The 16,169-nt window shown below is 34.7% G+C and carries 9 protein-coding genes; 8 read left to right on the top strand and 1 reads right to left on the bottom strand.

Features of this window, described 5'->3' with window-relative positions; genetic code table 11:
* Positions 1-41: 41 nt before the first annotated feature.
* From BST93_RS08100 to BST93_RS08125, 6 genes are all read left to right on the top strand, one after another.
* Positions 42-3,695: a DEAD/DEAH box helicase gene (locus BST93_RS08100; protein WP_105018760.1), complete on the top strand. Its 3,654-nt coding sequence runs from the start codon at positions 42-44 to the stop codon at positions 3,693-3,695.
* Positions 3,692-7,576: a UvrD-helicase domain-containing protein gene (locus BST93_RS08105; protein ID WP_105018761.1), complete on the top strand. Its 3,885-nt coding sequence runs from the start codon at positions 3,692-3,694 to the stop codon at positions 7,574-7,576. Before BST93_RS08100 ends, BST93_RS08105 begins: the two co-directional genes overlap by 4 nt.
* A gap of 33 nt (positions 7,577-7,609) precedes the next feature.
* The gene (locus BST93_RS08110; RefSeq protein ID WP_105018762.1) at positions 7,610-10,576 is read left to right on the top strand and encodes a type I restriction endonuclease subunit R; all 2,967 of its coding nucleotides are present in this window, start codon (positions 7,610-7,612) and stop codon (positions 10,574-10,576) included.
* A gap of 80 nt (positions 10,577-10,656) precedes the next feature.
* A complete protein-coding gene (locus BST93_RS08115) occupies positions 10,657-11,805 on the top strand; it encodes a DUF4198 domain-containing protein (RefSeq protein WP_105018763.1) in 1,149 nt (382 codons plus the stop codon).
* A gap of 4 nt (positions 11,806-11,809) precedes the next feature.
* Entirely contained in the window at positions 11,810-12,475 is a 666-nt protein-coding gene (locus BST93_RS08120) for a HupE/UreJ family protein (RefSeq protein ID WP_105018950.1), read from the top strand.
* A gap of 24 nt (positions 12,476-12,499) precedes the next feature.
* A complete protein-coding gene (locus BST93_RS08125; RefSeq protein ID WP_085774491.1) occupies positions 12,500-13,087 on the top strand; it encodes a DUF6642 family protein in 588 nt (195 codons plus the stop codon).
* 60 nt (positions 13,088-13,147) lie between these two features.
* Here the strand turns inward: BST93_RS08125 and BST93_RS08130 are convergent, their stop codons facing one another.
* Positions 13,148-14,053: an AraC family transcriptional regulator gene (locus BST93_RS08130; protein WP_105018764.1), complete on the bottom strand. Its 906-nt coding sequence runs from the start codon at positions 14,051-14,053 to the stop codon at positions 13,148-13,150.
* A gap of 220 nt (positions 14,054-14,273) precedes the next feature.
* On the opposite strand from BST93_RS08130, the gene BST93_RS08135 reads away from it, so the two are divergent.
* Both BST93_RS08135 and BST93_RS08140 read left to right on the top strand, forming a co-directional pair.
* Complete coding sequence (locus BST93_RS08135) at positions 14,274-15,797, top strand: aldehyde dehydrogenase family protein (protein WP_105018765.1); 1,524 nt, start codon at positions 14,274-14,276, stop codon at positions 15,795-15,797.
* Positions 15,778-16,116 carry a DUF779 domain-containing protein gene (locus BST93_RS08140; protein WP_181072580.1) on the top strand — a complete coding sequence of 113 codons (339 nt, stop codon included), beginning with the start codon at positions 15,778-15,780 and terminating at the stop codon, positions 16,114-16,116. The genes BST93_RS08135 and BST93_RS08140 overlap by 20 nt, the downstream gene beginning before the upstream one ends.
* Positions 16,117-16,169 lie beyond the last annotated feature (53 nt).

Raw genomic sequence — 16,169 nt, forward strand, 5'->3', positions numbered from 1 at the left:
ACCGCGTCACAATAATAGAGGATGTTTTCTATGGATTTGGCATGAAAGAAATAGGAGCTTTTAGAATAAGCGGTGGTAAGCGAGATTCTTATACTATATCAAATGATTTGAAATTTAGATCTGGTTTTACAGATGACTTTTATACTTCAGTAAAAATCACCTTTAATCATGGATCGCTATGGTGCCTGCCACACGCAACAGTTATAGCTGAAGATGATGGTATTTTAAGATTAAAAGAGCAAGTAGCAAGAATTTTAAAAAAGCGAGAGCTGAGTACCGTAGATCGGGAGCTTTATAGAAAATTTTCACAATCAGATTTGACTGCTGAGTTTGAAGATCGAGAATGGGAGCAGTTTCAGAAAGAATTAGTTAACGTAATTAAATCAGACACAGAACATCATTTTGAGCCTTTTGTAAAAAAGTGGTTGTTGCTTAGTCCAGAATGGGTCAACATCAGCACATTCAGACATCTTGAAAAGTTGAATTTATACTTCCACTCATGGCTTGACTCTAAGTTACCTGTTGCCTTCTTTGAGGAACATATAATCGAGGCATGTATGCAGTACGAACTGCCCTTGCATAATAATCAAAATATTACTGAATTAACGTTTGCTGATTTATTGAACGTAGACCACAAAAATATAATTTCAAGTGCTATATGTGAACAAATGCAAGGAGAGTTAACACTAGAATCTCTTGAGATTTATAGGATATACAAATTACTAATTAAAACAACTATAGTCGACCAACAACAGGTTTTTTTTCAAAAAATTAATAACAGTATTAAACCTGACTTTAGATTTGAGTTGTGGCTAAATAATGAAATAGAGGAATTTCCGAAGGAATATGCCATCATAGGTTTTTCTGATTTTAATGTCGAAGTTCAGACTAGGATATTAAAGAAATTAAATGTAGAAGAGATACAGCCATTAATAAAAAGTATTAAAGAGGTTAAAGGAAAAGAAATTCAAAAAAAAGTATCTCTCTCATTAATTAACCACGTATCCAGCTTATTTAATTATGTCTGTTTTGATCTAGAAAGTAATGGTGAGCAAATCGGTGAGATAGGATGGGTAGGTAATAGTTCTAATCAAGAATATTTCAATAATCAAAATAATATTGAAGAGGGAATCAAATTATTTAGTGATTGCATTACAAATTCTGATATACTATTAGTAGGTCATAATATCGTTGAATGGGATATTCCTATTTTAAATAAGAACAATGCTTCTGTTTTTAATGATCAAGTTTGGGACACGTTTCAAATTGAAATGTTTTTAAGCCCAGAATTTAAAACGTTTGCACTGAAAACTGAACATACTGCTCTTAGTGATGCAAAATTGACAAGGAATTTATTTTTAAATCAATTATGTCGAATTTTATTTTCTGATGAAAGGTTATGTTTTAATTTATTTAGTTTTTTACCTGATAGAATCATAGAGAAAATAAATGTGGTTAAAAATTCTTTATCTATTAATTGGAGCCCTTTAGAACTATTAAATGAGGATAAAAAAACATATTTCAGGTCTCAACCAAATAGTAATCAGTTATTAGCAGAGGTGATAGATGAAATAACTGATACCAGTGCTAAAAAAGTTCTAATAATCGGTGATGATAATTTTAAAAATGAAGTAATTAAGATTAACTCAATAGCATTTCATGCTGAAGAATCTATATCGAATGAGTTCTATAGATTAGATGATGAAAAAGTATCTGAAATCAGTGACGATTTAAAATTTGAAAAACTGGCGTTGTTAAACGTTATAGCATGGAATAAAAGACATAATAGAGAAACTTACTTTGGTCAAATACCAACTAGTTTAAGAATTACCGTTGAAAATAAACTTGAGAACTTTTTTGAATATTTCAAGCCATTGAAAACAATCGATTGGTTTTCAGATGATCTTATTTATTTGACTGTAAATGAATTAATATCACACAAGAAGGAGCTGGAAAAGCTTAAGAGCATTCATTTAATTACGGTAAAGAGAGATTTAATTTCAATTGAAAATAAACAATTATTAAAAGAAATAGATCTAGATTTTATGATGAGAGAGCTGGACACAGAAGATTATTTCTGGTTAAAGTTTTCTGGAGGGCAAAGTTTTTCTAGTATAAGTGCAGAACAATGTAAACGATTAGAAGTTGAAGTTCCTCAAATTTTTGACAATATATGGGTTGAAAAAATATCGTTAAGTAATTATAGAGTTTGGGGTAATTATAATTGGGAATCTTTATTGGAGGACTTAAATATAAACTCAACTAAGAATGTGACGGCAAAATTAAATACCGATAGTTTTGATACTGTAGTAGCACAAGTAAATTCAATTGAAACATTAAATAATAAGGTTATAAGATACAATCCTGAGTCACTTTACAGGTCACGATATTGGGTATTTCAAAAGCAATTGGTAGAACAGATAATTTTAGATAAAAAGTCATCCATATTGTTTGTCCAAAGGCGTGATGAAATAAAAAACCTAGAGAATTATTTTCAAAATCTAAAATATTACATTCCGAATCGTAACATATCATTGGGTAGAAGATTAGAATTACTCCATCATTCTTCGTCTCAGTTTAAATTAATTATTGCTCACATCAGTGAATTTGATACGGTAGTAAGAGCTAATTATTTAGGAGATATTAATTTCATTATTGACAGTTTCAGGCTTGCTGAAAATAACTATTCCGCTTTTAATTCGACTTACTACAAAAAACTACTAAACAAAAAGCCAATACAACTTAATGAAAATGTAACAAGGAAAGATATCAATGTTTCTAACAATGATATAACTACCGATGGGAATAGACCGACTATTCGCGACTCTTTCTTTTTACTAGAGTTACTTAAGCCTACCATTGATTCTTTGAGATACAGCTTAAAAAATATTGCTTCGGATCATAGATTATGGTTATTAGACCCTAGATTAAATGATCATCCTGAAATTTTTAAAAAATGGAAATTAGGTAAAAAGGTATTTCGAGTATGGGATAATTTAGAAAAATATCAAGAATCAGTAAAAGAAGCTGATTTACATTTTGATAGTATTAAGCCCATCCTGGACATACCCTTAGATAATGAAAGGATTAAAGATATAATTAAACAAATCTTTTTAAAAGGTTATGATTGGCGTGAAAGTCAAAAGCCCTACCTAGAATTAATATTAAAACGCGAGCAGGACCAATTAATCACATTACCTACAGGAGAAGGTAAGTCAGTTTTATTTCAAGGCCCAGCATTGTATAGAGGAGCGTTTACAAATAGACTAACAGTTGTTATTACACCACTAAAGGCTTTAATGGAAGATCAAGTCGACGCATTATGGAATAAAGGTTTTTATGGAAGTGTAGATTATATAAACTCAGATCGAAGTTCTGAGGTTTACTCTATTTATCGAGCCATTGCTGGTGGAGAATTATCACTGTTGTTTGTAACTCCAGAGCGTTTTAGGAGTAGGTCTTTCAATAGTGCACTTCAAATGCGGATACAATCTGATGGAGGACTAGAATATGCAGTTTTTGATGAAGCTCATTGTGTTTCTCAGTGGGGCCATGAATTTAGACCTGATTATTTCAATTGTGCAAAATACATCACTCAACTTAAATCAATTAATGGATGCGACTTCCCATTATTGCTGTTCTCAGCAACAGTTTCTGAAAAGATTTATGACGATTTTAATACCATTTTTTCATGATTAATTGGAAAGATAGTAAGGTTCCATATAACCCAATTAGGGATCATATAAAACTAGGATTTAAGATTCTAGACGATCCGAAAGATGCTGTTGAAGCCATAGCTCAAGACCTAGTAGACAAGAATTTTGACAAGAGTAAGAGTCGTGTTCTAATTTTTGTAAGAACAAGAAATCAAGCAGAGGAACTTTCTAATAGCTTAAATATGATAGCTATAGATCGAAAGTTGGATGTTGTAGATGCCATCGATTTTTATCATGCTGGTTTGGATGGTATAACCAGAACAGAAAAGTATGAAAGTTTTAAAAAAGGAGATTTAACCATACTGATAGCTACCAAAGCGTTTGGTATGGGAATGGACATTGAAAACATCCATTTTATTTATCATTTTGGACCATCATCTACTTTTGAAGACTATTTGCAAGAAGTAGGTCGCGCAGGGCGAAATCAAAAGTCTCTGGAAAAAGCAGGGTTTTCTAGTGAAAACCCTATCCATGCAAAATGTTTGATGACTCAGGATGATTTTAATAAAATCAAGGATATACAACATAAAAATCAAATAACTTGGTCTAAAATTGAACAAGTTCGCTCATCAATTTTTGATTACGTTGGTAAGTTTAGAAAGATCGCTATAGAGAAAGAGAACGCATTTTCTTTGCCTTTGGATTTATTAGATCAAATAAAAGATTATGATGAAGTACAAAACAAAAACACTTTGTTTAGAATTATACTCTATTGGTTAGAAAAATTACAAAGAATAAAGTTAGGTGTTTACTCGCCATCTCAATTACCTATAAAAATTATTAACCAGGAAGATGAGTTACTAAATTTTAAAAGTAAAAAAGAAAAAGGTCAGTTTGAACATCTACGAACCTTTCTGAAAAAAGAACAAAAGGAAAAGTTTGACGGCTCAGAAAGTATTATGGTTGGAATGCAGCGTTTAAAGGACTCCCTTGAAATAACGAAAAATAAAGAGCTATTTAAGGTTTTGTTTAGGGCTCAAAAAATGGGACTGATTATTCTTGAACGATATATAAATTTAGAGATTACAAAAAACAGAACGGCAGAATTGAAAAAGTGGAGGCAAACGGTAAGATCTCCTAGAATAGAATCAACTTTTGCATTTGCTGAAAGAATCTTGTCTTCAACGATTTTAGGAACTCAAGTATCTTTAAATAATGAAGAGTTAGAAAAAGATGCTTTAAATGTTTCAATTGAAAATTTAGGATTAGATAGCATTTTTTGGAAAGAAGAAAGTAAAAAAGGAACCTCTATTTCTGCAGAAAAAATATCTGAAGATCTTAAAAAGGATTTTAAAGAGGTAAGATCAAAATTTGCTTTTAAAATTTTAAATTATTTATCTAAAATAAAGCATAAGAGCCATATAGAGTATGAAGGTGAGAGATCCTTTGTTTCACAACTTATTTATAATGGTAATTCTTCCAAAGTAACTTCAAAAAAAGAGTTGGATGTTTTCAAACGAGATCTTCAAAAACTTATAAGTTTCGTATCAAATTCGTTTCTTAAATCAGATCAGCAAAAATTTAATATTGTTGATTTGATAAATAAATTAAATATTGAAGAAAAAGGTGAAGAATATTTACAACAATTAATATTTATTTCTAAAGGGCTTGGCTATCTCAAGGGAATGCAAAGTTCATTAATTCCGATGGGAATTGAATTGTTCATTTATGATACGTCCACACTAGATTTAAATAAAGAACTAGATTTAGAATGTCACATTGAGTTTGAAGAAAGTAATAAAATGAAATCCTTAAGATTGCTTTCGCTTAAGTGTCTTTCAGATATTGACAGAGACGTTCATGATTCATTTATTAAAAGTTATTTTCAATGTGCAAGTATAAAAGATTTAATGACCCTGTTAAGTGAGTATTTAGATGTAAATCACCCTGATCTTAGAGCCTACAGAGAAGAAGCTTTGAAAGAGAAGGTGGATGATCTTAATGACGGTCAAAGAAAAGTTTATAAGTATGATATAAATAAAAACCTTCAAGTTGTTGCTGGACCAGGTACAGGAAAAACACACACGCTTACTTTACGAATTGCTAAATTAATTCAAGAAGACAAAATTGATCCAGAAAGGATATTGGTTTTAGCTTATAATCGGGCTGTAGTAATTGAATTAAAAGATCGACTACGTAGGTTGTTTAAAGATTTGGGTTATGCTAAGTTAATTTCTAGATTAAGGGTGTTTACTTTTCATGGTTTAGTCAAATACGCACTAGGATCTGAACTCAAAGATTTAGAATTTAAACATTGGGTCACTAAATTTTTGGATGTAGCTCGATCTTCACCTGGTACTATTCGTCAAAATATTGGTAAACCTAGATTTGTTTTTGTTGATGAATTTCAGGACATTACAAATGAAAGATTAGATCTACTAAAATTTGTCGCAAATCCAGATGAAGTTAAAATTTGTGTTATAGGTGATCCTAATCAAAGTATTTATGGTTACGAGCGAGTCAATGTAGGAGGACCTATGAGCCCGCAGTCTTATTATGAGACTTTTACAAAAATTTATAGTCCAGAAGAATTAGAATTGAATATTAATTACAGGTCATATATTGAGATTATAAAGGAATCAGAAAAACTACTAAGCTTTAATAAGTTTCGCTTCCGAGTTCCAGAATTATTGGCTCATAAACAAACGTTATCAGATTGCACACCTACAGAAATTATTGATTTCAAAGTAGAACCAGTGGATTGGAAATTAAAGTTACAAGAGCTTTTAAGATATAAAGATGATAAAGGCAACTATCGCCAAATTGCGATTATGTTTCGTTCGAATAATGAGGTGTATCGGGCATTTAATAAGCTCAAAGCGTTAGATTTAAATGTGAGATTAAGAATTCAGGGAGCAAATGGAGCTTTGATAAAAACTCGCGAATTTTATCACTTATTAGAAATCTTTAGGTCTAAGGCAGATCATATTTTACCTTCTAATTATTTGCAAGAGATATCAGACTTAAAATTAAGAATCTTAAAAAAATACTCCAACTGGGATATTTACTTATTAGATGTATTTGATTGTTTAGTTCGGGAATTTGAAAAAGAAAAAGAGGTGAACTCAACTTATGAAGATTTATTGCAATTTGTCGAAGATATTGGTCGTAAAGATGATGGACAGTTTGGTAAAATTTATGAAAAGAACATATCAAAGATAGGAGGTGATAACTCCTTACAAGAAGTAGTTATTACCACAATGCATAAAGTGAAAGGTTTAGAGTTTGATGCAGTATTAATACCTCCATCTTTTTCAAACTTACCTACTTCAAATAACTTTGATACGTCTCTTTTAAATGACTACATAGAAGAGGAACGAAGATTGTATTATGTGGCTTATTCTAGAGCTAAAAAGAGATTAGTAGTAATTAAACATGATAGAGAGGAATCTTTAGAAAATGGAGTAACATATGAAGTACAACAAGAAGTTAGAGATAGACTTGGGGTGAGCATTGAAGAAGGAATTGATAAGTTTAAGCTGTATTGGAATGCAGAGGTTCATGGAGCTAACTCTTTCAACTTTATAAAAAACAATGTAAAGATTGGGGATTCATTATTGATTGAACCTAATCAGGTAGGTATTTATACATATTGGCATGCAATTGTTAACGGAAATAAGGTTGCTCAGTTGTCCTCATCTTTGGTAAAGAAGATTGGTCACAACATTCCTTTAAAGGGATTTTCCGTATCCTCTGTTTATGTCCATACGTACGAAGAGACATTAAAGTCTGACCAAGAATGGATAGATAAAGGGAGACCTAATGAATGGGGTAGACCTTTTGCTGAAAAATGGATTGATTCGTCTAGAGAACGAGGCTTTGTTTATGTTATAGATTTTTCAGGCTACGGAAGATCTTGAATTTAATCATAAATTAGCACTCAAGCAAAACATATGGGATTCAACGAACTAAACAGTGTAGAAAACTACATCATAAGACAACTAACAGGCGTTAATTTAAACACCGGTACTGTTTCTGAAGATTCAGAGGTGTTCAATGGCTATTGGCGATACCAATCTCCACAAGAATTGAATCGTTCGGTGAATGAAGTCTTGTTAGAATCTGAATTTAAAAATGCGTTGATTCGTTTAAATCCTGAGATAACTCAAAATCCAGATCTGGCTGATGAAGTTATCTATAAACTTCGAGCCATTTTAATATCTGTACATCAAGTAGGATTAGTGCGCGCAAATGAAGAGTTTTTTAAGTGGTTGCAAGGTGATAAAACCATGCCTTTTGGAGAGAATAACAGACATGTTCCTGTTCGATTAATAGATTATGAAGATTTAAAGAATAATAGCTTTATAGTTACTACTCAGTTTCGCGTACATCATAGGGAAACAAAAATTCCAGATGTAGTTTTATTTATTAATGGTATTCCAGTCGTAATTGGTGAAGCAAAAACACCTATAAGGCCTTCAGTAAGTTGGCTAGATGGTGCTCATGAAGTCCATGATGTGTATGAAAACGCAGTATCACAATTATTTGTTCCAAATATTCTATCCTTTGCTACAGAAGGGAAAGAGCTGTATTACGGAGCGATTAGAACCCCTTTAGAATTTTGGGCGCCATGGCGATTAGAGAATGATGAAGATGCTATAGCAAGGCGTTTAGGATTGGGTGAAGTAGGCAAGGAGCTGTCAGATCTATTACATCCTAAAAGATTGTTAGATATTCTACAAAACTTCTCGTTGTTTACAACAAACAAAAAGAAACAACGGATTAAGGTTATACCGCGATTCCAACAATATGAAGGTGCCAATAAAATTGTAGAACGTGTAAAAGAAGGAAGGATTAAAAAAGGATTGATCTGGCATTTTCAAGGATCAGGTAAATCCTTATTAATGGTTTTTGCTGCTCAAAAATTAAGAAGAGAAAAAGATCTCAAAAGCCCCACAGTTATTGTGCTAGTAGATAGAACCGATTTAGACACTCAAATAACAGGAACCTTCAACGCAGCTGATATTTCTAATGTAGAAACCACAGATAATATCAAACAGCTGCAAAAACTACTAGAAAACGATACCAGAAAGATCATTATATCTATGATTCATAAGTTCAGGGATGCAAAACCTAATATGAACGGTAGAGATAATATCATTGTCTTAGTGGACGAAGCCCATAGAACACAAGAAGGTGATTTAGGACGTCAAATGCGTGCTGCTTTACCTAACGCATTTCTATTCGGATTAACAGGAACACCAGTTAACAAGGCATATAAGAATACATTCTGGGCGTTTGGATCTGAAGAAGATGAAGGTGGTTATATGTCTCGTTATACTTTCCATGACTCGATTAGAGATAATGCTACGCTACCACTACATTTTGAACCACGTTTAGTAGATGTTCACGTAGATAAAGAAACGATAGATAAAGCTTTTGCAGAGTTTAAAGAAAGCGCTGCACTTACAGATGAAGAAGCTGATGCACTGAATAAGAAATCAGCAAAAATGTCAGCATTCCTCAAGTCTCCAGAGCGAGTTGCTAAAATAGTTAAGGATATTGCTACTCACTTTAAAGATAAAGTCGCGCCTCATGGGTTTAAAGCGATGATTGTTACACCAGATCGTTATGCATGTGTGCAGTACAAAGAGGAATTAGATAAATACTTCCCAGAAGAAGCTAGTAAGGTGGTTATTTCAACATCAGCAAATGATGAGTTGGAGTTTAAACAGAGATGGGAAGTTGATAAAAGTCAGCAAGAAAAAATAGTAGAAGAGTTTAATGATGCACTATCTGATATTCAGTTTATAATCGTTACTGCAAAACTTCTAACTGGATTTGATGCACCTATTTTACAAACCATGTATTTAGATAAGTCTATCAAGGATCATACATTGCTCCAGGCTATTTGTAGAACTAATAGACTCTATCCTCATAAATCATTTGGTCGTATTGTGGATTACTTTGGTGTATTCGATGATGCTGCGAAAGCCTTACAGTTTGATGAAGAAAGTGTTAAAACGGTTATATCAAATTTATCCGAGCTACGTGATAAATTGCCCAAGGCTATGAAAGAGACCTTATCTCATTTTGAAGGCGTAGATAGAACTATACAAGGGTTTGAAGGTCTAGAAGCAGCTCAAAACGCTATTAATAATAATGATAAGAAAGACGCTTTCGCGAAAGATTATAAGTACCTGTCCAAACTTTGGGAATCATTATCTCCAGACAGTATCCTGAATCTGTATCAGGAGGATTATAAGTGGTTATCACAAGTATTTGAGTCCGTAAGACCAGCTGCAGATAATATTGGAAAACTTCTTTGGTTTTCTTTAGGAGCAGAAACCACAAAATTGATGCATGAAAATACCCATGTAGGTGAAGTGCATCACTTAGAAGAATTTGTTTTAGATGCAGATGTAATTGAAAATATATTCAATAATCCAGATCCAAAGAATGCTAAGAAGTTAGAAAAGATACTAATTAAGCGGTTTAAAAAGCACGCAGGAGATCCAAAGTTTAAGTCTCTTAGTGAACGTTTAGAGGCTTTAAGGGACAAAGCTGAGTTAGGATTAATAACGTCTATAGAGTTTGTAAAAGAACTTTGCAAACTAGCAAAAGAAACTGTAGAAGCCGAAAAGGAAATACAAGAGTTTTTAGTCGAGAAAACTCCAAAAGCAGCACTTACAGAATTATTCATTGAGTTAAAAAACGATCAAACTCCAGCAGTTGTAGAACGTATTGTTGAAGATATCGATGCAATTGTTCGCATAGTTCGCTTTCCAGGTTGGCAAAAAACCAGTTCAGGAGAGCGCGAGGTCCAAAAATCGCTACGTAAAGCGTTATTAAAATATAAGCTACACAAAGATCAAACTTTGTTTGAACGTGCTTATGCTTATATCAAAGAATATTACTAAGACCACCACCAACCTTAACAAAACTTAAAACCATTTTGAGTGGTGGCTCGTATATATTTGAAACCAAATTAAAAATTACCATGCGCAAACCTTACTACTTAATTCTTGCGGTGCTGTTACTATGCAGTCACGACTTGTATCTTAAAATGGAAACTTACTTTTTATCTACCGGTGATACAGCTACCTTGCAGCTGTACAACGGGACTTTTGATAAAAGCGAAAACACCATAACTCGCGACCGCATGCTCGATGCGTCCTATACCGTAAACGGTACGAGAACCAGCATTAAAGAAGATCAATGGACCGATATAGATACCACCATAACTCAGGTTTCATTTAAAGCAACACAACCTGGAACTTATGTAGCTGGAGTATCAACTAAGGCTCGCAATATAGAATTAAGTGCTGAAAAGTTTAACAGCTACCTAGAGCACGATGGTGTGCTAGACATGCTAGAAAAACGCAAAACAGAACAAAAACTAGATCAAGATGCTGTTGAAAGCTATCAAAAACACGTAAAAGCGATTTATCAAGTAGGTGATACACGTACCAAAGACTGGCAAACCGTTTTAGGTTATCCTATCGAATTTGTTCCTATGCAAAATCCTTACGACACCTATTCTGGTGGTACTTTGGAAGTGCAATTACTGTTAGACGGTAGACCGCTTACCAATCAATTAGTGTATGCTAATTATGTAGCATCGGGCCATTCTCACGACGAAGCTGCACAAGAGCATGAGCACACGCACGACGGCAGTACGCACAGTCATAAACATGAGAAAGAGCACAGCCACGATCATGACAAAGCTGCGCAAGATCACGAGCACGAGCACACGCACGATGGTAGTACGCACAGTCATAAACATGAAAAAGAACACAACCACGATCAAAAAGCCAAACAGGAATCACACACACATACCAGCGGTCAACAAATAAGAACCGATGATATGGGAATGGTAACAGTAGACTTACCAAAAGACGGAATCTACTACCTGCGTACCATTCACATGAACGAAGTACAGGATAACGATTCACTTACTCATCAGTCTAAATGGGCGACACTTACGTTTGAAGTTACCCATGAACACGGTGCAGCCACGCACACACACGATCACGATCACGATCATCATGATGAGGACGGCATTCCTACCTGGATTTTTATTTTGGGTAGTATTCTAGTTATAGGACTTTTATTCTTCCTGTTCAAAAACAAGAATAACAATGCCTAAATCTATGAAGTACCTACTTGTGGTAGGGCTGTGTTTGGTACCCTTTTTAGGTTTTGCCCACGACGTCACCAGCGCCGATCAGGAATTGCTGCGCGGTGGTGGATTATGGGCCTACATTCAAGTAGGTGCTACACACATGTTAACTGGGTACGATCACCTGCTGTTTTTGGCAGGTGTGGTGTTTTACCTCAACAGTTTTAAGGACATTCTTAAATTCATCACGGTATTTACCATCGGCCATTGTATTACTTTAATCGGTGCTACGTATGCCGGTATCACGGCCAATGAGCATCTTGTTGATGCCGTAATCGCACTCAGCGTACTGTATAAAGGATTTGAAAACTTAGGTGGATTCAAAAAAATCCGAGTCAAATCGCCTAATTTACTGCTCATGGTAGGACTTTTTGGCCTAATACACGGTTTTGGTCTATCCACCAGATTACAATCCTTTGAAATGGGATCTGGTGATTTCCTTGCCAAAATTCTGTGCTTCAATCTAGGTGTTGAAATAGGACAGGTGCTCGCGTTGATTCCTATAGTTTTTGTGATTACGCTTTCGCGAAAGCGTACCCATTTTCAAGCCTTTTATAAAGCAACAAATTGGTACCTAGTACTCGCTGGGATAGGTTTGTTTGTGTATCAAATTTACGGGTATATATCGGGTCATTAATCCACAGAAATAGAGCCTGCCATCATGAACAACCTGGAAATCGCCTATACAGATGTGGAGAATTTTATTTACTGCCTAGAGGTAGTACCCGATGCCGATGTGGAGCAAAGTACTGAGGTGGTTTTAATCCTAGAGCATCTGGCTAAACAACAGCATATCACGAGTATTTACAAGGCATGCGATACGATTGAAGGTCTAGAGGAAAGCCTGAATCATTTGTTATACGACGATCATAATTTTAAAAATTATGAAATCATATACCTCGTACTACCTGGCGAGGCCAATTCTATTTTAATTAATGGTTATTACTACAGTATTGAAGAAATAGCCGAACTTTTTGAAGGAAAAATGGATGGAAAAGTGATTCATTTTGCCAATAAGAAACTACTGGATCTCACCGATGAAGAATCACAATATTTTCTAGACGTTACGGGTGCACGAGCTGTATCGGGTTATGGAGTTTCTTCACCTAACACCACAAGTGCCTATACTATAGATAGGTTGTTTTTTAATTTGTTTTATGAGGACGATGATATTAAAGAGGTAGTTGAACACATGTTTAGAAAACAATATGCACTGTGTAAACTCCTAGATTTTAGGTTGTATTACTAGGATCATTTGTCGTCATAAATAAAGTTTACAAGCTAGAACAAATCCAGTAGAATTCCTGAGTTAAACGAGGCCTGTTTGCAAGTCTCCAGGACTGATGTTGTAGAATTTTTTAAACTGACGGTTGAAATAAGAACGGTTGTTGAAACCGCAAGCCATAAAAATTTCCTTGAGTGATAAATTGGTTTGGTCAATCATGCGACGCGCTGCTTGAATACGTACTTTATTTATATACTGAGTAGGAGTAAGTCCTAATTCATTTTTAAAGGCTTTGTAAAAGTGTGATGTGCTCATACAAGCCTTATTGCTAAGGTTTTCAATACTTAGATCGCCATCCAAATGAGATTTGATGTATTCCATGACATAGGCAAAACGCTGTGAGCTGTTTTGTAAGGCAGTATGTGGTGACTCGTATTGTTTGAATGAGGCGTGTTGCAACAGTCTTATTATAAGCTCCTGTAACATGTTGTTGATAAAGAAATCTTTGGAACTGTGATCCTCGGTAAACAAGAACATGAGTCGTTGTATGATATTAGTAACTTCCTCATCATGGGCAAAATGAAGATTGGCTGTGAGTGAGCTCCAGTCGCCGTGATCTACTTTAGGTTGGTATTCATTTAGATATTGAACGACTTTGTGAATTTGAGCCGTTTCTAGCTCAAGCGCTAGGCAACGTGTAGGACGTTCTCGAGAAGCGATAGGAAAATCAATACACATCAATTCTTGCGGTGGCAATACCACACTCTCGCCAGGTAAAAAATCAAACGAAGGCATACCTTTTAAATACATATGTTTTTTACCGGCAATCATAGTTGCTAGTACTGTATTATCAAAGGTGAGATGTACTTGCTCGGTTACTTTTTGTGTTTCAAAAATATGCATGCTAGATCTAGCCGTAGTAAATGAGGTTTGATTTTCAATTAAGGTTTCCACCTTGCGATTCTTAAAATAGGAAGACGATAAATGCATACTGTTTTGGCTAATAGTCTACTAATTTACTAATAGTAGTTGTTATTTATTGTCAAGTAACGAAAAAATAAGGATTAAAATTACCGATTTAACACAGGTTGATGGAATAGTTCACAAGCATGATAGTATTGTTCAATACTTCATCAATCTTACTTAATAGTTTTAGTCAATGATTTTCTAGTCCGCTAGTAATCTTTCTATTAACTAAAAAACAACTATTATGAGTACCGTACAAACTACAGCGGCAACGCAACTGCAAAAACCAACCTTTAAAAGTCAATATGATAATTATATAGGAGGAAAATGGGTAGCACCTGTTCAAGGAAAATATTTTGACAGCATTTCTCCTGTTGATGGTTCTAGTTTTACCAAAGTAGCACGATCTACGCAAGAAGATGTGGATCTTGCGCTGGATGCAGCCTGGGAAGCTGCTCCATCCTGGAACAAATCATCGGCTACCGAGCGTAGTAACATGCTTCTTAAAATCGCCGATGTGATCGAGGAAAATCTAGAAGCACTAGCAAGAGCAGAAACTTGGGACAATGGTAAAGCCTTAAGAGAAACTCGTGCAGCAGATTTACCGCTTGCTGTAGATCACTTCAGATACTTTGCAGGAGTTATACGCGCAGAGGAAGGTTCAGTAAGTGAGCTAGATGCAACTACAATTTCCATGAATGTAAAGGAACCTCTAGGTGTAGTAGGACAAATTATTCCATGGAACTTCCCTTTACTTATGGCAACATGGAAACTTGCACCAGCACTAGCAGCAGGAAATTGTGTGGTGTTAAAACCAGCCGAACAAACACCTGTTGGGATCATGATTCTAATGGAATTAATCGATGGTATATTACCTAATGGTGTTTTAAACGTGGTTAACGGTTTTGGGATAGAGACAGGAAAACCTCTAGCTTCTAGTCCACGTATTAACAAAGTAGCATTTACGGGAGAAACATCTACAGGTCAGTTAATCATGCAGTATGCCTCTAAAAATATAATACCTGTTACTCTTGAATTGGGAGGAAAATCGCCTAACATATTCTTTGCTAATGTTATGAATGAGGACGATGCTTTTTTTGATAAATGTTTAGAAGGAGCAGCTATGTTTGCTCTTAATCAAGGCGAAGTGTGTACTTGTCCATCTCGAATTTTGGTACAGGAAAGTATTTATGACAAATTTATAGAACGACTGGTTGAACGTGTAAATGCTATAAAATTAGGTCATCCTTTAGATCCTAATACTATGATGGGCGCACAAGCAAGCGAGGAACAATACAACAAAATTTTAAATTACATAGATATAGGTAGGGAAGAAGGTTGTAAGGTTCTCACAGGTGGTAAAGCTGCCTATAATGAAGGATTAGAAGGTGGTTATTACATACAGCCTACTTTATTAGAAGGGAATAACAAAATGCGTGTTTTTCAGGAAGAAATTTTTGGTCCTGTAGCTTGTATTACCAAATTTAAAGACGAGGCCGAAGCTATAGAAATTGCAAATGATACCTTGTACGGTTTAGGAGCTGGAGTATGGACTAGAGACACACACCAAGCCTATCAAATTTCTAGAGCTGTTCAAGCAGGTCGTGTTTGGGTAAATTGTTATCATTTATATCCAGCTCATGCGCCTTTTGGTGGCTATAAAAAGTCAGGTATAGGACGCGAGAATCACAAAATGATGCTAGATCATTACAGACAAACAAAAAACATGCTTATAAGCCATGATAAAAATGCACTCGGATTTTTCTAGTAAAGAATCTCTTCAAGTAACCTTTACTCCTGATGCTATAGAACTCCTAAATCGTTTGAAGGTTCAGGGTTCTTTAGTAGTCCACATAAGTGATGGTTGTTGTGATGGCACTGTTCCTAATTGCTACTTACAGGATGAGTTTTATAGCGACAGTAATGATGTTGTTGTATACAATGAGCCACCTGTAAAGGTGCTTATTCCTAAAGCTACGATTGATAGATTCAAGAATAGTCTTGTAATCGATGTGCATGATAAAAATGTTGCTGGCTTTTCTCTTGAAGTGGCTCTAGACAAACGATTTTATATAAGGAGCGAATAGGGTAGTGCCTTTGTTTTAAAACCGGATTTATAATGAATTGATTAGAATCAAAA

This window comes from Nonlabens tegetincola (assembly GCF_002954355.1).
GTDB classification, from domain to species: Bacteria; Bacteroidota; Bacteroidia; order Flavobacteriales; family Flavobacteriaceae; genus Nonlabens; species Nonlabens tegetincola.